The following is an 18148-nucleotide window of genomic DNA, read 5'->3' as shown; positions in this document are numbered from 1 at the left end:
GATGCCGCTTTTCGGTCTTTCCTCGCCGGGGCCTTTCTTCGGCAACAAGGTCCGCGCCTTCTGGAACCTCCAGATCGCCGGATGGATCGCGTGGCTCGGGCTGCGCGGCGTGTCGGGGCTCGCCGGCGGGCAGAGCTTCGACTTCCTGTTGCCCGTGCTCGTCTCGGCGATCACCGGCTTTTCGCTCAGCCTGCTGCTTTCGGTCTGCTATCGCGCGCTGATCAACCGCCGCCCGATCCTGATGTGGGGTGCGAGCTTCGGCCTGCTCGCGACCGCAACCGCGATCTGGGCCTTCATCGACGCCTGGTTCCTGCAGATATTGAAGCCCGACAGCGAATCGGGCTTCACCGGGCTGCTCCTCGCGCTCGTCTATGTCGACGCGACCTCACTCGGCGCTTGGTCGGCGCTCTATTATGCGATCAACTATTTCCTCCAGCTCGAGGAACAGAATGACCGCATGTTGCGGCTCGAGGCGCAGGCGGCGTCGGCGCAGCTCGCGATGCTGCGCTACCAGCTCAACCCGCACTTCCTGTTCAACACGCTGAACAGCATTTCGACGCTGGTGCTGCTCAAGCAGTCCGAGCCTGCGAACGCGATGCTCTCGCGCCTGTCGGCCTTCCTGCGCTACACGCTCGCCAACGAGCCGACCGCGCGCGTCACGCTGGCGCAGGAGATCGAGACGCTGAAGCTCTATCTCGACATCGAGAAAATGCGTTTCGAGGACCGGCTGCGCCCGCATTTCGCGATCGACCCCGCCGTATCGCGCGCGCGCCTGCCCTCGCTTCTGCTCCAGCCGCTGATCGAAAATGCGATCAAATACGCCGTCACCCCGCAGGAAGAAGGCGCCGACATCACCATTTCGGCACAGCTGGCCGGTGAAAAGGTTCGGATTGTCGTGACCGACACCGGCACGGGATTGCCAGCGGGCAGCCCCGACCCCACGACGGGGCATGCAACGGAATCGACCGGCGTGGGTTTAGCAAACATCCGAGACCGGCTGGCCCAGGCTTTTGGCGATCAGCAGCGTTTCGAGGCGCAGGCGGGTGCGAACGGCGGCTTCACGGTCACGATCGAGTTTCCGTTTCAACCCGATGGACAAGCAAGGATTGGAACCGGACAAACATGACGATCAGAACCATCCTGGTGGATGATGAGAAATTGGCGACCCAGGGCCTGCAATTGCGGCTCGAAGCGCATCCCGATGTCGAAGTGGTCGACACCGCCCAGAACGGCCGCGAGGCCATCCGCAAGATCAAGACGCACAAGCCCGACCTCGTCTTCCTCGACATCCAGATGCCCGGATTCGACGGATTTTCGGTGATTCAGGGGTTGATGGAGGTCGAGCCGCCGCTCGTCGTCTTCGTCACCGCTTACTCCGACCATGCCATCCGCGCCTTCGAAGCGCAGGCGGTCGATTATCTGGTCAAGCCGGTCGAGCCCGAACGGCTCGCCGACGCGCTCGACCGGGTGCGCCAGCGCCTCACCGAAAAGCGCGGCGCGGCCGAGGTCGAGCGGCTCAAAAATGTGCTTGCCGAAGTCGCGCCCGAAGCGGTCGAGGAATATGACAGCGAACATGCCGCCGAGGCGCCGGCGGCCGAGCGCTATGAAAAGATGATCAATATCAAGGATCGCGGCCAGATCTTCCGCGTCGACGTCGACAGCATCGAACGCATCGACGCCGCGGGCGACTATATGTGCATCTATACCGCCGACAACAGCCTGATCCTGCGCGAGACGATGAAGGATCTGGAAAAGCGGCTCGACCCGCGGAATTTCCAGCGCGTCCACCGCTCGACGATCGTCAATCTGTCGCAGGTCAAGCAGGTCAAGCCGCACACCAACGGCGAATGCTTCCTCGTCCTCGGATCGGGCGCGCAGGTGAAGGTCAGCCGCAGCTACCGCGACGTGGTGGCAAGGTTCGTGCATTGAATTGACTCGCACAAAGGCACGAAGCCACAAAGATTCCCCAAACGGTGGGGTATGGTCTTTGTGGCTTCGTGCCTTTGTGCGAGTCGAAATAGCGACCTCGCGGTCAGAGCTGATGCCCCGTCCGGTCGCGCTTCGTCGCGAGATAGCGTTCGTTGTGCGGATTGGCCGGCAGCGCGAGCGGTAAGCGCTCGACCACTTCGACGCCCTCCTTTTCCAGCCGCGCGACCTTTTCGGGGTTGTTGGTCATCAACCGGATGCGCGGGACGTGGAGCAGCTCGAGCATCCGTGCGGCGATCGCGAAATCGCGCGCCTCGACCGGAAAACCGAGGCGCAAATTGGCATCGACCGTGTCATAGCCCTGATCCTGCAGCGCATAGGCGCGCAGCTTGTTGACGAGGCCGATCCCGCGCCCCTCTTGCCTCAAATAGAGCAGCACCCCCCACGGCGCGCCGGCCATCGCGTGAAGCGCGGCATGGAGCTGCGGCCCGCAATCGCATTTGAGGCTGCCGAGCACGTCGCCGGTCAGGCATTCGCTGTGCAGCCGCACGACGGGCGGGTTCGCGTCGCGCTTGCCGATCAGCAGCGCGACATGGTCCGACGCCTCCTCGGGCGAGCGGAAGGCGACGATCTCGGCGCTTTCGCTCGCTTCGACGGGCAGCCGGGCGCGCGCCGCGATCTCGAGCCGCGCCGGGTCGAGCAGCGCCGCAACATCGCCCGCCGAACACTCGGTCTCGGCCTCGCCCGACGCGTCGCGCACGAAAAAGGCCGGGAGCAGCCCCGCGTGGCGCGCCATCGTCATCGCCGCCGCGGCCGCCGCCTCGCCGCCGGTCGCGACGGTGCGGAATGGGCCCTTGAGCGGATTGGCGAGATCGAGCGCGGGGTCGGCGATCGCAAGCGCCGCCGCGACGCTCTCCGCCGCGCCCGCGATTCGCACCGGCCCCGGCGTGGCTGCGGGGCGCTGGTTGGTGAGCTTGAGCGTCACCGCGCGCTCGCCCGAGAGCAATATGTCGCCGCTCGCGAAACCGGCGAGCGCCGCGTCGCGCGCGCTTTCGACCGCGATCAGGTCGAGCGCGCCGTCGGCGCCGGTAATGCGCAGCGCCCAGCCGCGCCGCAGCGCGTCGATCGCGCGCGCGGCACGCCGCGCCGCGGGATCGCTCGGCGTCTCGCTCAAAAGGTGAACTCCGTCACCAGCGGGATATGATCCGACGGGCGTTCCCAGCCGCGCGCGGGCTGGACGACGCGATGCGCGTGCGCGCGCTCGTGAAGGTCGGGGGTCACCCACATATGGTCGAGCCGGCGGCCTCGGTTCGACGCGAGCCAGTCCTTCGCACGGTAACTCCACCAGGTATAGAGCGGTTCGGGTGCGGCGACGAAATGGCGGCCGAGGTCGACCCAGTCCGACGCCGCCTGCAATTTCGCGAGCGTTTCGACCTCGATGGGCGTGTGGCTGACGACGTCGAGCAGCGCCTTGTGATTCCACACGTCGCTTTCGAGCGGCGCGACGTTGAAATCGCCCGTCAGCACCGTCGGCGCGCCGTTCAGCGCGCTCGACCATTCGGTCATGCGGCCGAGGAAGTCGAGCTTCTGGCCGAATTTGGGGTTGAGATCGCGGTCGGGAATGTCGCCGCCCGCCGGGATATAGACATTGTCGAGCCGCACCCCCGACGGCAGCGTCACCCCGATGTGCCGCGCCTCGCCATTCGCCTGCCAGTCATATTTGCGCACCTCGGCGAGCGGCAGCCGGCTGACGATCGCGACGCCATGGTGCATCCGCTGGCCGTTGGTGACGATGTGGGTATAGCCCAGCTCCTCGAACATCTTTTTCGGGAAAAGCCCGCATTCGACCTTGGTTTCCTGCAGGCACAGGATGTCGGGCGCCTCTTCGCGCAGGAACTTCTCGACGATGCCGATGCGGGCGCGGACGCTGTTGATGTTCCACGAAGCGATGCTGGTGCGTGTCATGGCAATGGCTCTATCGGCGGCCGCCGGCCTTCGCAATGGCGCTGCCGTGGGAGAATGGCGGGAAGCGGACGATACCGGCCGTCGCCCCAGCGAAAGCTGGGGCCGCTATCGGCCTGTTCTTCCAGCGCTGCGACAAGAGGACGACGGCCCCAGCTTTCGCTGGGGCGACGGTTCATGGTCGGTCGGATCGCCCGAATCATAAACCCCCGTCCCAGGGGCGGTGGAACGGGGGCTCAAGGTCAGCGTTCGTCACGCTCTTGAAAGAAGGTGCCTGGCAGCCCGGTGGGGCAACAGGGGGAAACCCAAATCCGGGGGCCGTGTCGGCGCCTTCGAGGGTTGGAATAGGCGATATTCCCTGTCGCCAAGCTGAACAAAAACGTGCCATCGCGGGGCGAAATGTCGTTCGTCCGCGCTGCAATGCCGTTCGTCGAAGAACGGCCCGCCATCCCACTTGGGAAGGCGGGCCGCAACGGCGCGATGATGGCGCGAAAAACTCAGCGGCGCGTCTTGGGCCGCGGGTCGGTCCAGCGGAAGGTCGAATCGGCGACCGGCACGTTGAATTTCTGGCTCGAAAGGTCGATCCGCGTCCGGTTGTTCTGCGAATCGAGCGCAACCCAGCCGCGCAGCCGCAGCCCGGCGGGCGCCGACGCGTCGCGGACGAAGACCATCGTGATCGTGCCATATTCGGGGCGCTTCGGGTCCTTGACCTCGACGCTCAGCACATCGTCGCTGCCGGTGGGGATCAGCTTTGCGTAGCGCGAAATGTCGCGCTCGGGGTCGAGCAGCACGCCGAGCGGCGAATTCTTTACCGGCCAGCTCTGCACCTGCTTCACCTCATAGTCGATCAGCGTCAGCCGGCTGCCGTCGCCGACGATGAGGAGCGGCACGCCCTTTTGATATTGGAAGCGGATCTTGCCGGGGCGCTTGAGCGTCAGCGTGCCCGACAGGCGCTGGCCGTTGCGGTCGGTCTGCACAAAGTCGGCGACCATCGAGCTGGTCGAGCGCAGATGCGCCTGCACTGCGGCGAGCGTGTTCGAGGTCTGCGCGGTTGCGGGCGCGGCGAGCGCGGCGCCCGCCGCGGCGAGCGGCGCGAGCGCCCACGCCGCGGCGCGGGTTAGGGTCTTGTTGAAACTCATCTGGCTCTCATTCTTCTTTCGTCGGTTCATTCATCGCAAGCGAGCGTTGAACGCGTCCTGAACTGGCGTTTCATCTCTCCGTCATCCCGGCGCAGGCCGGGATCTCACCCCCGCTTCATGGTGCAACGGCGGGATCCCGGCCTGCGCCGGGATGACGAGGAAAGAGGCGTTGCGCCTTGTCGTCCGGCCCCAAAGGCCCCGTCACCGCGGCTGGCCATATTGGTCGGTCAGCACGTCGCGGCGGCCGACATGATTGGGCGGGCTCACCAGCCCTTCGTCCTCCATCCGCTCGATCAGGCGCGCGGCGCTGTTGTAGCCGATCCGCAATTGCCTTTGCAGCCAGCTCGTCGAGGCTTTCTGGCTTTCGGCGACGATCTGGCACGCCTTCGCATACATGCGGTCCTCGGCGCTGTCGCCGCCCGCGGGCGCGCCTTCCATCGCGAAGCCGCCGTCCTCGGGCTCTTCGGTGACGCTCTCGACATAGTCGGGCTGGCCCTGGGTGCGCCAGTGATCGGCGACCTTGCGCACCTCGTCGTCGGACACGAAGGGGCCGTGGATGCGCGTGATCTGCTTGCCGCCCGGGACATAGAGCATGTCGCCCTTGCCGAGCAGCTGTTCGGCGCCGCCTTCGCCGAGGATCGTGCGGCTGTCGATCTTCGAGGTGACGTGAAAGCTGATGCGCGTCGGCAAATTCGCCTTGATGACGCCGGTGATGACGTCGACCGAGGGGCGCTGCGTCGCAAGGATCAGGTGGATGCCCGCCGCACGCGCCTTTTGCGCGAGGCGCTGGATCAGGAATTCGACCTCCTTGCCCGCGGTCATCATCAGGTCGGCGAGCTCGTCGACGACGACGACGATCTGCGGCAGCGGCTGATAGTCGAGCGTCTCCTCCTCATAGACCGGCTGGCCGGTCTCGGGATCATAGCCGGTCTGGACGCGGCGGCCGAGCGACTTGCCCTTGGCGAGCGCGCCGCGCACCTTGTCGTTGTAGCCCGCGAGGTTGCGGACCGACAGCGACGACATCATCCGGTAGCGGTCCTCCATCTGTTCGACCGCCCATTTCAGCGACCGCACCGCCTTCTTCGGCTCGGTGACCACGGGCGCGAGCAGGTGCGGGATGCCGTCATAGACGCTGAGTTCGAGCATCTTGGGGTCGATCATGATCATCTTCACCTGGTCGGGGCCGAGGCGATAGAGGAGCGAGAGGATCATCGCATTGAGACCCACCGACTTGCCCGAGCCGGTGGTGCCCGCGATCAGCAGGTGCGGCATCGGCGCAAGGTCGGCGATGACCGGATCGCCGCTGATATTCTTGCCGAGGATGATCGGCAGCGCGCCGGTCTGGTCCTGGAACAGCTGGCTGCCGATCATTTCGTGCAGCACCACGGGCTCGCGCTGCGCGTTGGGCAGTTCGATGCCGATCACGGTGCGCCCCGGAATCGGCGCGATGCGCGCCGAGAGCGCCGACATGTTGCGCGCGATGTCGTCGGCGAGGTTCGAGACGCGGCTCGCCTTCGTCCCCGGGGCGGGTTCGAGCTCGTACATGGTGACGACGGGGCCGGGGCGCACCGCGGTGACGACGCCCTTGACCTGAAAATCCTCGAGCACCGATTCGAGCAGGCGCGCATTGCGTTCGAGCCCCGCCTTGTCGATCTGTCCCGCGGGCGTTTCGACCGGCGGGTTCAAGAGGTCGATCGAGGGCAGCTGATAATGGGTGAACAGCTCGCTTTGCGGCTTGGGGCGGGGCTTCGACGGCGCGCTCCGCTGTACCGGATCGGCGATTTCGGGTGGCGCGCGGTCGCTGGGTTCGGCGAGGGCGCGTGGCCGGACGACGCGGTCCATCAGGTTCGGCGCCTTTGCACCATCGCTTGCCACCCGCGCGGGTTCGGCAACACGGCCGCCCTCGACCGCTGGCAGCTTGAAGCGCGATGCCCAGCCTTTTTCGAGCCGCAGCGCGCGATAGGCGAGCCAAAGGCCGATTCCGACGAGCAGCAGGATGGCTGCGATGCGGATCAAGGCCGCGGCGGGATCGCCCGCGCGCTCAATAAGCGGATCCAATACGCGCAGCCCGAGGGCCTGGGCAAAGACGCCTCCAAACCCAGCGGTAAAGGGCGTTTTTTCGTCCTGCGCCCATAGCTGCATCCCGGTTGCGACAAGTAAGATGCCGGCAAAGCAATAGGCTAGCTGACGCTTCCAATAGGGTTGCGGATTCGCGGTCCATAGCCGCCATGACATGATAGCGAGTAGAGGTAGCACCAGCGCGATGGGTAAACCCGCTATCAGAAAGCCGAGTTCAACGAGCGACGCTCCGGGTCGGCCCATTAAGTTGGCTGTCGATCCGCTAGCGTCGTTCAGAGATGGGTCTGTGCTATGATAGGTGATTAGTGCTAGAGCCAGAAACAGCGTGAACAGGCCGAGCGCCGCCGCCGCGGCGATCACCAGCGATCGCGCGATGCTCTGGCGGAAAACGGTGCGCCAATCGGCCTTTGCGGTCGCGGTCTTGCGACTTGCCATGCGAAAACCCGGTCCTTCACTGATTATGCGCCCCGATATGCGCACGCGCCGGACTCGCCGTCAAGCGGACCCCGTCCTTCCATGAGCAGAGCGGATACCGGGACGCGACCGATAGGCGAGATTCTGCGTCTTATAACGAAGATGGGGAACGGCGGTTCACCACCGCTGATGTCGCCGTGGCATCGCTGCGCTCACGGCGCGGCTACGCGAAGCCCTTTCCACGCGCCGCGCGGCAGACTAGAGCGGCATCATGAGCGAAACGCTGCGCAGCGATGTCCTGATTTCGGGTGGCGGCCTCGTCGGCCAGACGCTTGCGCTCGCGCTCGCGCATCATGGGTTGTCGAGCCTGATCGTCGATCCCGCCGATCCGACCCGGACGATCGCCCCGGGCTTCGACGGCCGCGCGTCGGCGATCGCGAGCGCGGTGTGGCAGATGTTCGGGGTCATCGGGCTGGCCGAGCGCCTTGAACCGCAAGGCTGTCCGATCCGCGCGATCAAGGTCAGCGACGGCGGCCAGTCTGGCGAACTCGATTTCGCCGCCGCCGACGATGCGCCCGCGCTCGGCACGATGGTCGAGAACCGGCAGCTTCGCCTTGCGCTCGCCGCCGCGGTGGCGGACGCGCCGCTCGTGCGCCTGTGTATGCCGGCGAAGGTCACCCGGCGCGACATCGACGCGCATGGGGTTACGCTGACCCTCGCCGGCGGGACGGTGCTCGCGGCGCCGCTGCTGATCGTCGCCGAGGGGCGCGGCTCGCCGACGCGCGAAGCGATGGGGTTCGCGATCGCCAACTGGTCCTATCATCATCATGCGATGATCGGCGCGGTCGCGCACGAGCGGCCGCACGGCCATGTCGCGCACGAAATCTTCTTCCCGTCGGGGCCGTTCGCGCTGCTCCCGCTCGTCGACGACGAGGCGGGGCGTCATCGCTCGGCCTTCGTGTGGACGGTGTCCGAAAAGGACGGCCCGGGCTTTGCCAAGCTCGGGATGCGCGGCTTCACCGCCGAGCTCGAAAAGCGCGCCGGCGGGGTGCTCGGCGCGATGCAGCTGGTCGCGCCGCGCATGACCTATCCGCTCGGCTTTCATCACAGCGCGCAGATCGTCGGCGACCGGGTCGCGCTCGTCGGCGATGCCGCGCACGGCATTCATCCCATCGCCGGACAGGGCCTCAACCTCGGCCTGCGCGACGTCGCGGCGCTCACCGAAGTGCTGGTCGAGGGTGCCCGGCTCGGGCTCGATCTCGGCGACGCCGCGCTCCTCGTGCGCTACCAGCGCTGGCGCGGGCTCGACAATCTGATGGTCAGTCTGGCGACCGACGGCCTCACCCGCCTGTTCGGCATTCCCGGCCGCACCGCGTCGGCGGTGCGCCGCGCGGGGCTCGGCGCGGTGCAGCGGATGCCGGCGCTCAAGCGCTTCTTCATGGACGAGGCACGCGGCGAAGCGGGAGACCTGCCGCGCTTGCTCGCGGGCGCGGAAATCTAGGTATTCCTACTTAGCCCGGATTGCGGGTCTCGCTAAGCCCCGCATCCTATCGCTTCGATGCGGCCCCGACGCCGCGCCAAGACGGGACGGGACCATGTCCGCACGGAGTGACGCCCTCGAAGAGGCGGTGACCGAATTGCTTGCAGCGCGCACCGCGCAAGAGGCGAAACCCGGTGCAAGGGCCAGCGCACGCGCCGACCGCGCCTTTGCCCGCCTCGCTGAGCTCGCCGCACCCACCATCCGCTATTTCGCGCGCCGCTACGGCCTGTCGGACCATCTCGACGATGCCGGGCAGGCCGGCGCGATCGCGCTCCACCGCGCCACCGAACGCTATGACGCGTCGCGCGCGCGCTTCACGACCTTCATGAACTGGCAGATCCGCGCCGAATTGCAGGCGCTCGCTCAAAAGCTCCACGGCGGCGCGCCGGTGTCGCTCGATGCCCTATGCGACGCAGGGGCCGACGAGTGGCTTGCCGATCCCGAGGCGCTGGCCGCAACCGAGGCGCGGGCGTCGGATCGCCTCGCCGCGCGCTGCGCCGATCGGCTGATCGCCGAATGGGCGGCGCGGCGCGGCGCGACCATTCGCTCGACAGACAGGGAGGGCCGCCGCAGCAGGCTTGCCACCGAGGGCGCGCTCGTCCGCCACCAGCTCCTCGACGTCGAGGCGGTCACGGCGCGGTTGTGCGAGGCCGACCGCCATATCGTCCGCCGCGCGCTCGCCGACATCGCGCGGCACGCGGGGACGACGGCGCATTAGGCCAGATTCCTTCGGGAGCGAGAGCGGTCGTACAAAATGTGCCTTCTTTGTGACTTCGTGCCTTTGTGTGAAATATTTTTTCTCGCACAAAGACACGAAGGCACAAAGAAAGGCGCGTTTCCAGGGCGGCGTGGCGCATGGCCTTCCACTCCTGCGGAAAAGACCACTGATCTGGCCGGCGGTCCTATTGCAACGTTGCGCGGCCGTCGTCGCTGTCGAAGCGGCCGAAGAATTGCATCATCTGCACGACCAGCTCGGCGCGCGCGTCGATCGAGCGCGTTTCGAGCAGCGCCTGCTTCGCCGCGGCGTCGAAGGGCGCGACCTGCGCGATGCCGTTGATCAGCGTTTCGTCGTCGAGCTGGCCGACCGACTCCCAATCGACGACATAGCCCTGCCGCGCCGCGAAGCGCTTCGCTTCGCGCTCGACGCTCGCGCGCTCGATGCTCGACAGCACCGCATCCGCGTCGGTCTCGGGCTCGATTTCGGCCTCGACCTGGCGGAAAGGGGTGGTGACGTCGAGTTCGCGCCGCACGCGAAAGCGCGCAACCCCTTCGAGCACGAGGTTGAAGCGCCCTTCGTCGAGCGCTTCGACATCGACGATCCGCCCGACGCAGCCGACGTCGTAGAGCGCGGGGGGTTCGCGATCCTCTTCGCCGGCGATCTGGCGCGGCTGGATCATCCCGATCTGCCGGTCGCGCGCGAGCACCTCCTGCACCATCGCCGTATAGCGCGGCTCGAAAATATGGAGCGGCAGGTGCAGCCCCGGGAACAGCACCGCGCCGGGAAGCGGAAAGATCGCGATCCGCTGAATGGTCAAAGGCGCATCGGTTCCCACGGGCCGCAATGCCTCACCCGAACAGGATCAACGACAGGCGGCGGCGCTGCGCCGCAACCCACGGGTCCTCGAGCCCGACCGCCTCGAACAGTTCGAGCAGCTTGGCGCGCGCCGCGCCCTCGTTCCAGTCGCGGTCGGCCTCGACGATGCGGAGCAGATTGTCGGCCGCGGCGTCGCGCCGGCCCGCGCCGATCTGTGCGACCGCAAGGTCGAAGCGCGCCCGCGGGTCGTTCGCGTCGGCCGCGACCGCGGCTTCGAGCGCGGCGAGTTCGCCTTCGCCCGGCGCATCGGCGGCGAGCGCGAGCGCGCTCTTCGCCTGCGCGATTGCCGGGTCGTTCGCGATTTCGGCGGGCACCGCGTCGAGCGCCGCCTGCGCGGCATCGGCCTCGCCCGCAGCGAGCAATGCGCGCACCAGCCCGCCATGCGCCGCGGCATTGTCGGGCGCCATGTCGAGAATCTGCGTGAAAATGCCCGCGGCGCGCGCGCCGTCGCCCTCGGCGAGCACCGCTTCGCCCATCTCGATCAGCGGCGCGATCTCGACTGCAAGATCCTTCGCCTCGCTCTCGACCGGCAGCTGCGCGAGCAGCTGGTCGAGGATCGCCTTCAACTGGCTTTCGCTGCGCGCGTTGGTCAGGTTCGCGACCGGCTGGCCCTGAAAGATCGCATAGACGGTCGGGATCGACTGGACCTGAAACTGGCTGGCTATGAAGCCGTTCGCGTCGACGTCGACCTTCGCGAGCACGACGCCCTTGTCGGCATAGTCGGCCGCGATCTTTTCGAGCACGGGCGCGAGCTGCTTGCACGGCCCGCACCATTCGGCCCAGAAATCGAGGATCACGAGTTTCGTCATCGACGGTTCGACAACGTCGCGGCGGAAGGCCTCGACGGCTTCCTTTTCCTGCGGGTTCAGCCCCAATGTGGCCACGTCCTGTGCTCCTGTTTCCTGTGTTCGCGTCCGGCACCGGCGCGCCGCCCTTCGCCGGGGAGGCGTCCGGGAGCCGCCTTCCGCCTCGGCGAAAAAGACTCGGTCCAGCCGCTTATGTGGGATTTGCCACGCCGATGCCAACCCCGCGAGGACAATCGCGCAGAAAAGCGATATTGGGGGCTTGCCGACTCCAAAAGCCGGTGCTAATCGCCCGCCTCACCCGCTGGCACCCACGGTCGCCAGCCGCCAGAGCGGGCGTAGCTCAGGGGTAGAGCACAACCTTGCCAAGGTTGGGGTCGAGGGTTCGAATCCCTTCGCCCGCTCCAGTTTTCTCAATAAAATCAACGATTTACGTCCTTCCAAACGGTCGATATTTTGCTTACACGACTTCAATCTACGCCCGTGTAAGCACTATGTAAGCAGCCCGGGGCGAGCTAATGGCGATTCTGGCGTGCGTTAGCGTAGAACCATCGCGTTGAGCTGAGCGTTGGTTGCCTCTTGGATGCTCCTGTCGTTCCCGCGAACAAAGCGGCCACTGTACCGCTCTAAACGGTTCCCTGAAATCTGCCCTTCGTTCATCAGCCTGCGGCGGGATAGCTATCGACCGGCGTTGCAACTTTGCTGCCGTTCCAACGCACTGCGTCGAATGGCCAGTTGGGTCAGACGCCGACATCCAGCCGTTGCCCGACCGGTATCTTCGAATGACAGAAAGTGGTGGTTGCAAACAGGTGGCTATTGGGTCGTCTGTCCAAGTGACTGGGCATTACTGCCTTGATCGATCTGCGGCGTAGGTAAGTAAGGCCGCCAGCACGTTGTGAGGTCGTCTTCTGGTCAGGAAGCGGCGGCCCCGAGCGGATTCGTTGCAGGCGAATCAGCCGGCGTGATCTTTGCCGGGCCGGATTGATCACGCTGGCGGACTTCGATCGAGGCGGCGGCGAGATACAACGTCATGACCGCACACAGTAGCACGCCCATCAACAGCATGGTCATGCGTTGAGCAATTCCGGCGAGATAGTCGGCGTCCCAGATCGCCTTCGGGTTGTTGACCTCGTTATGACCGTAGCCGCTCATGAACTTCTCAACGGAAAGGCCGGAACGGGCCTCGAAGGCGGTGCGTGCCTCAGTTCGCATGCGGCTCACAGACCCGATGACGACCGTGCGCGACTGCAGCTTGCCGAACCAGCTCTTCTTCTGGCGACCGTCGACGCCGACTTCGGGTATCTTGCAGGTGCGCTTTCGCCTCAATCCGTCGAACAGGATGACGAAAAGCATGGTTGCGGCCCCGAAGCCGACCGCTACCCATTGGAAAAATTGTGCATTTTCCTTGCTGATCGTCAGGAATGTCGCCGCGATCAGGCCGATCGCGATCGCGCGGACTGCCAGCGTCACGATGAAGGGAGGCGTGTCCTCAATCAGGTACGTCCAGTTGCTGACCTTGCCGACCATCTTTAGCAGCAGGAAGCTGAACACCGCGAGCAGGCACCCTGCGATCGCGATGGTCTCGGCAAATGGCCCATATTTTCCAAGGTCCATGGGATCGCCTTCAATAATGGAGGTGGACGGCCGGCTGACCGGGCAGCGTCACGACCGATGCCGTGTCCCAATGAACTTGCGATCCATACGCGCCTCCCTTGACCCCGAACACGTAGGTGCCCGACTGCAACGTGCCCGTCGCGGGTGATGTCGGATGGCCGAAATAATTGGGCGCAATATAATATGCGCCGGACCAATAAACGTTCAGATGGTCGGTGTCGGTCGTCACCTCGAAGGCGCATCCCGGCAACGTCATGCGCGCCCCGCCGCGGTATTGCGCCATACTGAGGCTTGCGCGCATTCCCGCATCAGCCCGATTTTCCCGCCATTGACGGACGCTCGCGATCCGGTTGGCAAGAAAATTCACGGCATTGCGCAGGAATGTGGAGCGCGCCTCAGGTACCGAAAGGAAGGTAGTCTCGTCCTCCAACCTGCGCACGCGATAGGCAAGATCGTCATAGATGAAGTCGCGCGGGAACATTCGGGACAGGCGACGAAACGGTAGGGGCGAGGCGATCGCGCTGAGTGAAACCGGGACCGGCCCTACCTCGGCAAGCTGCAGGCAGGGGACCAACTCGCCGATTTTTTCAAGGACCAGGAGATCCTCGTTGAATTCGCGGGCATGTGCCTCGACATCGACAATCGAGACGCCCTCCGCCACCCGCCATTCCCTGAAGCCGCCATCGAGCAGGCCTTCGACAATCCCGCTGGCTTCTTGAGCGTCTTCCTCGCTGAACTCCGCCATACCCCGCCCCCATATTCAACAGTCTCTGTAGCAGATCGATAGCGTTGCGAAAATGATCTGCACCGGTCCGCTCCGACGACCTTTCTGGTACGATAGTGTTCGCTGTTTCCGCTTGCTGCGGAATTTGCGCCGCACCAAATTGGTCTGCGCGAAAATACTTCACACGATGATCGAGTCATTTCAATGAAGCGGGAATAGCGGGTTTCGGCAAAGGCAGCCGCTTTGGTGCAGTTCGTCACATGGTCGGAAGCCGCCGGCTCCGGAAAGCACAGACGCCATGTCCACGACCGCCTGAATAACCGTCATTCCCGGCTTCGGATTAGCTCGCTAAAGGCTGCCCTGCATTCAGGCATTCGCCGATGACGGCAGCGGGCTTATTGCTGACACCTCGGCAGAAATAACCATCAGCATCGAGAACCCATGTTCGATCCAGCACCAACTCGGCCTGGCCAAAGGCGGCAGGGAGTCTCGTCCCTTGCGTAACCCATCTCGAAGACGTCACAAGCTCCGGATTCGCTCCGGCGCGAAACCGATTCGACTCGGCGTGTTTTGCGGGATGCTGCAGGACATATTACACCGACATTGATAGGGTGCCGAATCGCCATGAGGCGATTCACACTAGGGGGTGAGTTGGTTTAGCCTATGGCTCGCAGCGATTTGATTGTGTCTCTTGTACGCGCTGGCGCCGTCGGCGATCGAGAGATGCTGCGGACTACCGCCGAAGCGCTAATGGCTGACGAGCGCGCAAAAAAGCACCACATCGTCGCCGATCGACTACAGCGTGCTTTGTCCGCTGTGCCAATTACCCCGCCAGCACTAAGCACTTCGCAGCCGCATACCGCGCCCAACCACGGGCGCGATACGATCCTCGAACTCGAACCTCGGATCCAGTTGGACGACCTGATGCTCCCACTCCCGGCGCGTGAGAGTGGGCGCCAGCTGGTTGAGGAACATTCTCGCGCCGACGTCCTGCGCGCGCATGGTTATGAGCCCCGCCACCGCATTTTGCTTTCCGGGCCACCCGGCAACGGAAAGACCTCCTTTGCCGAAGGGGTCGCCGAAGCACTGGCTTTGCCCTTCTTCGTCGTCCGATACGATGCGTTGATCGGTAGCTATCTCGGCGAGACCAATGCCCGACTGCGTCGGCTCTTCGACTATGTTCGCACCCAGCCAGTCGTTCTATTTTTCGACGAGTTCGACGCGATCGGCAAGGAGCGGGGCGACACACACGAGACCGGCGAAATCAAGCGTGTCGTATCGTTTCTCCTGCAGCAGCTCGATCAACTTCCGAGCTACGTCCTCGTGATTGCGGCAACCAACCATAGCGAGCTTCTCGACAGTGCCGTTTGGCGCCGATTCCAAATGCGGCTGTCCTTTCCGTCACCAGATCGAAAGATGATCGCCACCTTTTTGGATAAGATTCTTGAGCATTGGCCAGAACGACCGCGATTGCAGACATCGCGAATTGCAGGCAAACTCGGTAAGGTAAGCTATGCCGAGGCGCTCGACTTCTGTCAGAATGTTCGGCGCCGGCAAATCTTAGGTCTGGGAGAGTTCGGGATTGATGACGCCTTGCGACTGGAATTGGGCCTATGGTCGTCGCGCGTAACGCCTGAATCGCTAAATGCCGACCGACCCGACCAAACCGCTACTGAGGCTGATTCCTCAAGCTGACCGGCCCCGCACCATCGGGGTGCCAAGAGCAATGCCCCGTCCCGAGCCGTTCGATAACGCTCGTCAGCGCGGCGCCATCGGGCCCAAGTTTACTCGCCTCGCGCAAGTTTTGGAGCGAGGAGGCAATGCCCTTGAGCTTCGTGCCGATCCAACGGCGCTCGCGCCCGAACGGCTCCTCGTATTTGAAGTGCGCGGTGCCATCAATGCGTTCGCCAACGCAATCCAGCGGGTGCCTGGTCTCGAACTCGTCGACGAGGAAGAGCTTTCCGCCGATGAGGAAGACAAGGAGCCTGTTGCCTATTTGCTGATGCCGGACGTCGAAGCGTTGCGGCAGCTCGAATCGCTTTGGCGCCGGTGGCAACGTGGGCAACTGGTCTTCGGTGAGACGCCTTGGCGCGATGTCTTCCAGACTCTTCGCGACCTTCGTCCATGGGGACCGCAGGATCGCGTTCAGCCCATCGATGCGTCACAGCTTGCCGAGGAGATCGAAGGTCGAGACGAAGCGGAGCTTGTCCGCTTGGAGATCGAACTCATCTTCCGCGTCAATGCCGCGGCTGGAGCCCGTAGCGAGGATGAGGTGCGGGCAGCAATCGTTGCGCGCGGGGGTCGCATGGTCTCGCGCGCTCGCATTGACGATATCGCCTACCATGCGTTGCTGGTCGACCTACCGGTATGGGAGGTTCGACAAATCATCGATCAGAGCATCGAGGGTATCGCCGGGTTGGAACCGGTGATGCATATTCGCCCGCAGAGCGTGGCGACCGGCATCGAGACAGCGGACGCCGAACCGGCTGCGGTGGCCGCCGCTGGCGATGCGCCGCTGGGAGAGCCTATTTTGGCACTGCTGGACGGCGTTCCCGTCGCTGCTCACCCCTTGCTTGCTCGACACCTGGCGCTCGACGATGCTTTCGACCTCGAGCCTGGGGCGCTCGTCGCCAACCGTACGCATGGTACAGCGATGGCATCGCTTATCGTTCATGGTGACCGCAATCGTCGCGAAGCCCCTCTCCCGAGGCGAGTACATGTTGTGCCGGTGCTGGGCGATCGCGACGCGTTTCCCGAGGACCGTCTGGTTGTCGACTTGATCTATCTTGCGCTCATGCGGATGAAAACCGGAGACGCACCGACTGCCCCCAATGTCATTCTGGTTAACCTCTCGCTCGGCAATCGCCGACGCCCGTTTCATGGTCAGCTTTCGGCTTGGGCGAGATTGCTTGACCGGCTCGCCTATCGGTTCGGCGTCCTCTTTCTAGTCAGCGCCGGCAACTCGACTGACCCGTTCGCCGTACCCGATTTCATCAGCCGCGCTGCGCTCGAAGACGCTAACCCTCGCGATCGTGCAGTCGCCGTCATCAGCGCCTTGGGTGCGATCGTCGCGGATCGTCGTCTGTTCGCCCCGGCTGAGACCGTGAACGGCATCACCGTAGGAGCATGCAATGAAGATGCGATCGAACCGGCAGCCCGGACCGCCGCTCGCGTCAATGTCGATCCGTTCCCGGACCACCGACTTGCAAACCCGTCGAGCACTTTAGGACCGGGCTTCGCTCGCTCGGTCAAACCCGACATCCTCATGCCCGGAAGCCGGGAACATGTAATGGTTGTACGCAATCACGACCATATCGATGTTCAACCGGTTGGGCCATCGCGCGCCGCCGGTCTCAAGGTCGCTGGACCGCCGACCGCGGGCCGGGAAAACTCGGAAACCTTCACCTGCGGAACGAGTGCGGCGACTGCGCTTGCGACCCGCACATGTCATCGGATCCACGACGCGCTCGAGGCGACCTATGGCGATGTGTTTACCGGCCTAACGCATCATCAACGCGCAGTCCTGCTCAAAGCCTTGCTTGTGCACCCGGCCCACTGGCCGGGAGAGTCCGCAGCGCTCATTCGCGAGGTCCTCGGCCCTGCGGATGGACGTCAGCATGTGCGACAAAAGGATAATATCCGGCGCTTTCTGGGCTTTGGTTGGGTAGACGCGGATGAGGCAGTCGCTTGCGCCGAGGACCGTGCAACGTTCTGGGCAGCTGGCACGCTCATGCCCGAGCGAGTGGTCAACGTCTCGGTTCCGATTCCTCAAGCCATTGCGGGGCAGGCTCGGCTTCACTCGCTTTCAGCAACCTTGGCGTGGTTCACGCCGGTTTCACCGGGGCGTAAGCGTTATCGAACATGCCGGTTGAAGATCTTGGAACCGGCCGGTCTCGGGGACCTAGCGGTCCGCGCCCATGGAGATCAGCCCGATAGCAACCAGACAAATCGCGGCACGCTCTTCACGCGCTGTTGGCGTGGCGACCGTGCACCTGTCGTAGGCCCCGATCACAGCATCGTAATAACAATCCAGCGCGATCCCGATCAAGGTGGAGTCGTTGACGATCCCATTCCGTTTGGCCTCGCGATCAGCATAGCCATGCCCGGCGCCATCGGAGTCTATGAACAGGTGCGTCAGCGCCTTCAGCCCCAAGTACGAGCCGGCCTATAACGCGTTTCCTAAGCGCTGACGGTTTACGTGTTGGTTGAGGTCGATGTTGCGGTGATTCTGGGCGCCGATAAACCTGATGCAGCCAATCTTTATCTGGCGATGAGGCGCGGCTCCCGGTTACTGGCGATCTGCTCGCATCCTCGATCCTGGACTAGTGATTACAGTTGACGGGATGCGGAGCG

Annotated in this window: 14 protein-coding genes and 1 tRNA gene; 7 read left to right on the top strand and 8 right to left on the bottom strand. The window is 64.4% G+C overall.

Going from position 1 to position 18148, the window contains the following annotated elements:
* Position 1: 1 nt before the first annotated feature.
* On the top strand, positions 2–1126 hold the full coding sequence (locus CHB69_RS10560) for a sensor histidine kinase (RefSeq protein WP_089215982.1): 1125 nt from the start codon (positions 2–4) through the stop codon (positions 1124–1126).
* Entirely contained in the window at positions 1123–1929 is an 807-nt protein-coding gene (locus tag CHB69_RS10555; protein ID WP_089215981.1) for a LytR/AlgR family response regulator transcription factor, read from the top strand. Before CHB69_RS10560 ends, CHB69_RS10555 begins: the two co-directional genes overlap by 4 nt.
* Positions 1930–2032: 103 nt before the next feature.
* On the opposite strand, the gene ribA is transcribed toward CHB69_RS10555, so the two are convergent.
* From ribA to CHB69_RS10535, 4 genes are all read right to left on the bottom strand, one after another.
* Positions 2033–3100: a GTP cyclohydrolase II gene (gene ribA / locus CHB69_RS10550; RefSeq protein WP_089215980.1), complete on the bottom strand. Its 1068-nt coding sequence runs from the start codon at positions 3098–3100 to the stop codon at positions 2033–2035.
* On the bottom strand, positions 3097–3891 hold the full coding sequence (locus tag CHB69_RS10545; RefSeq protein WP_089215979.1) for an exodeoxyribonuclease III: 795 nt from the start codon (positions 3889–3891) through the stop codon (positions 3097–3099). Before CHB69_RS10545 ends, ribA begins: the two co-directional genes overlap by 4 nt.
* Positions 3892–4385: 494 nt before the next feature.
* Positions 4386–5027: a LolA family protein gene (locus CHB69_RS10540; RefSeq protein WP_089216120.1), complete on the bottom strand. Its 642-nt coding sequence runs from the start codon at positions 5025–5027 to the stop codon at positions 4386–4388.
* A gap of 201 nt (positions 5028–5228) precedes the next feature.
* On the bottom strand, positions 5229–7541 hold the full coding sequence (locus tag CHB69_RS10535; RefSeq protein ID WP_089215978.1) for an FtsK/SpoIIIE family DNA translocase: 2313 nt from the start codon (positions 7539–7541) through the stop codon (positions 5229–5231).
* A 250-nt stretch (positions 7542–7791) separates the two neighbouring features.
* On the opposite strand from CHB69_RS10535, the gene CHB69_RS10530 reads away from it, so the two are divergent.
* Together CHB69_RS10530 and CHB69_RS10525 are read left to right on the top strand one after the other, a co-directional pair.
* Positions 7792–9021: an FAD-dependent monooxygenase gene (locus tag CHB69_RS10530; RefSeq protein WP_089215977.1), complete on the top strand. Its 1230-nt coding sequence runs from the start codon at positions 7792–7794 to the stop codon at positions 9019–9021.
* Positions 9022–9115: 94 nt separating this feature from the next.
* Positions 9116–9778, top strand: a complete 663-nt coding sequence (locus CHB69_RS10525; RefSeq protein ID WP_089215976.1) for a sigma factor — start codon at positions 9116–9118, stop codon at positions 9776–9778.
* A 184-nt stretch (positions 9779–9962) separates the two neighbouring features.
* Here the strand turns inward: CHB69_RS10525 and CHB69_RS10520 are convergent, their stop codons facing one another.
* Together CHB69_RS10520 and CHB69_RS10515 are read right to left on the bottom strand one after the other, a co-directional pair.
* The gene (locus tag CHB69_RS10520; protein WP_089215975.1) at positions 9963–10613 is read right to left on the bottom strand and encodes an LON peptidase substrate-binding domain-containing protein; all 651 of its coding nucleotides are present in this window, start codon (positions 10611–10613) and stop codon (positions 9963–9965) included.
* Between the two features lie 13 nt (positions 10614–10626).
* Positions 10627–11538 (bottom strand): tetratricopeptide repeat protein, encoded by a 912-nt coding sequence (locus CHB69_RS10515; protein ID WP_089215974.1) that lies wholly within the window; start codon positions 11536–11538, stop codon positions 10627–10629.
* Positions 11539–11789: 251 nt separating this feature from the next.
* Between CHB69_RS10515 and CHB69_RS10510 the strand changes: the two genes are divergently transcribed.
* A tRNA-Gly gene (locus tag CHB69_RS10510) sits at positions 11790–11864 on the top strand.
* A 505-nt stretch (positions 11865–12369) separates the two neighbouring features.
* Here the strand turns inward: CHB69_RS10510 and CHB69_RS10505 are convergent.
* Together CHB69_RS10505 and CHB69_RS10500 are read right to left on the bottom strand one after the other, a co-directional pair.
* Entirely contained in the window at positions 12370–13071 is a 702-nt protein-coding gene (locus CHB69_RS10505; RefSeq protein WP_089215973.1) for a hypothetical protein, read from the bottom strand.
* Positions 13072–13081: 10 nt separating this feature from the next.
* On the bottom strand, positions 13082–13816 hold the full coding sequence (locus CHB69_RS10500) for a hypothetical protein (RefSeq protein ID WP_089215972.1): 735 nt from the start codon (positions 13814–13816) through the stop codon (positions 13082–13084).
* Positions 13817–14458: 642 nt separating this feature from the next.
* Here CHB69_RS10500 and CHB69_RS10495 point away from each other — a divergent pair.
* On the top strand, positions 14459–15490 hold the full coding sequence (locus tag CHB69_RS10495; protein WP_089215971.1) for an AAA family ATPase: 1032 nt from the start codon (positions 14459–14461) through the stop codon (positions 15488–15490).
* Between the two features lie 31 nt (positions 15491–15521).
* Positions 15522–17966 (top strand): S8 family peptidase, encoded by a 2445-nt coding sequence (locus tag CHB69_RS10490; RefSeq protein ID WP_089215970.1) that lies wholly within the window; start codon positions 15522–15524, stop codon positions 17964–17966.
* Positions 17967–18148 lie beyond the last annotated feature (182 nt).

Source organism: Sphingopyxis indica (assembly GCF_900188185.1).
Taxonomy (GTDB): Bacteria; Pseudomonadota; Alphaproteobacteria; order Sphingomonadales; family Sphingomonadaceae; genus Sphingopyxis; species Sphingopyxis indica.
The sequence above is the reverse complement of the archived record's forward strand: the minus strand, read 5'-3'. Positions and strand labels throughout refer to the sequence as shown.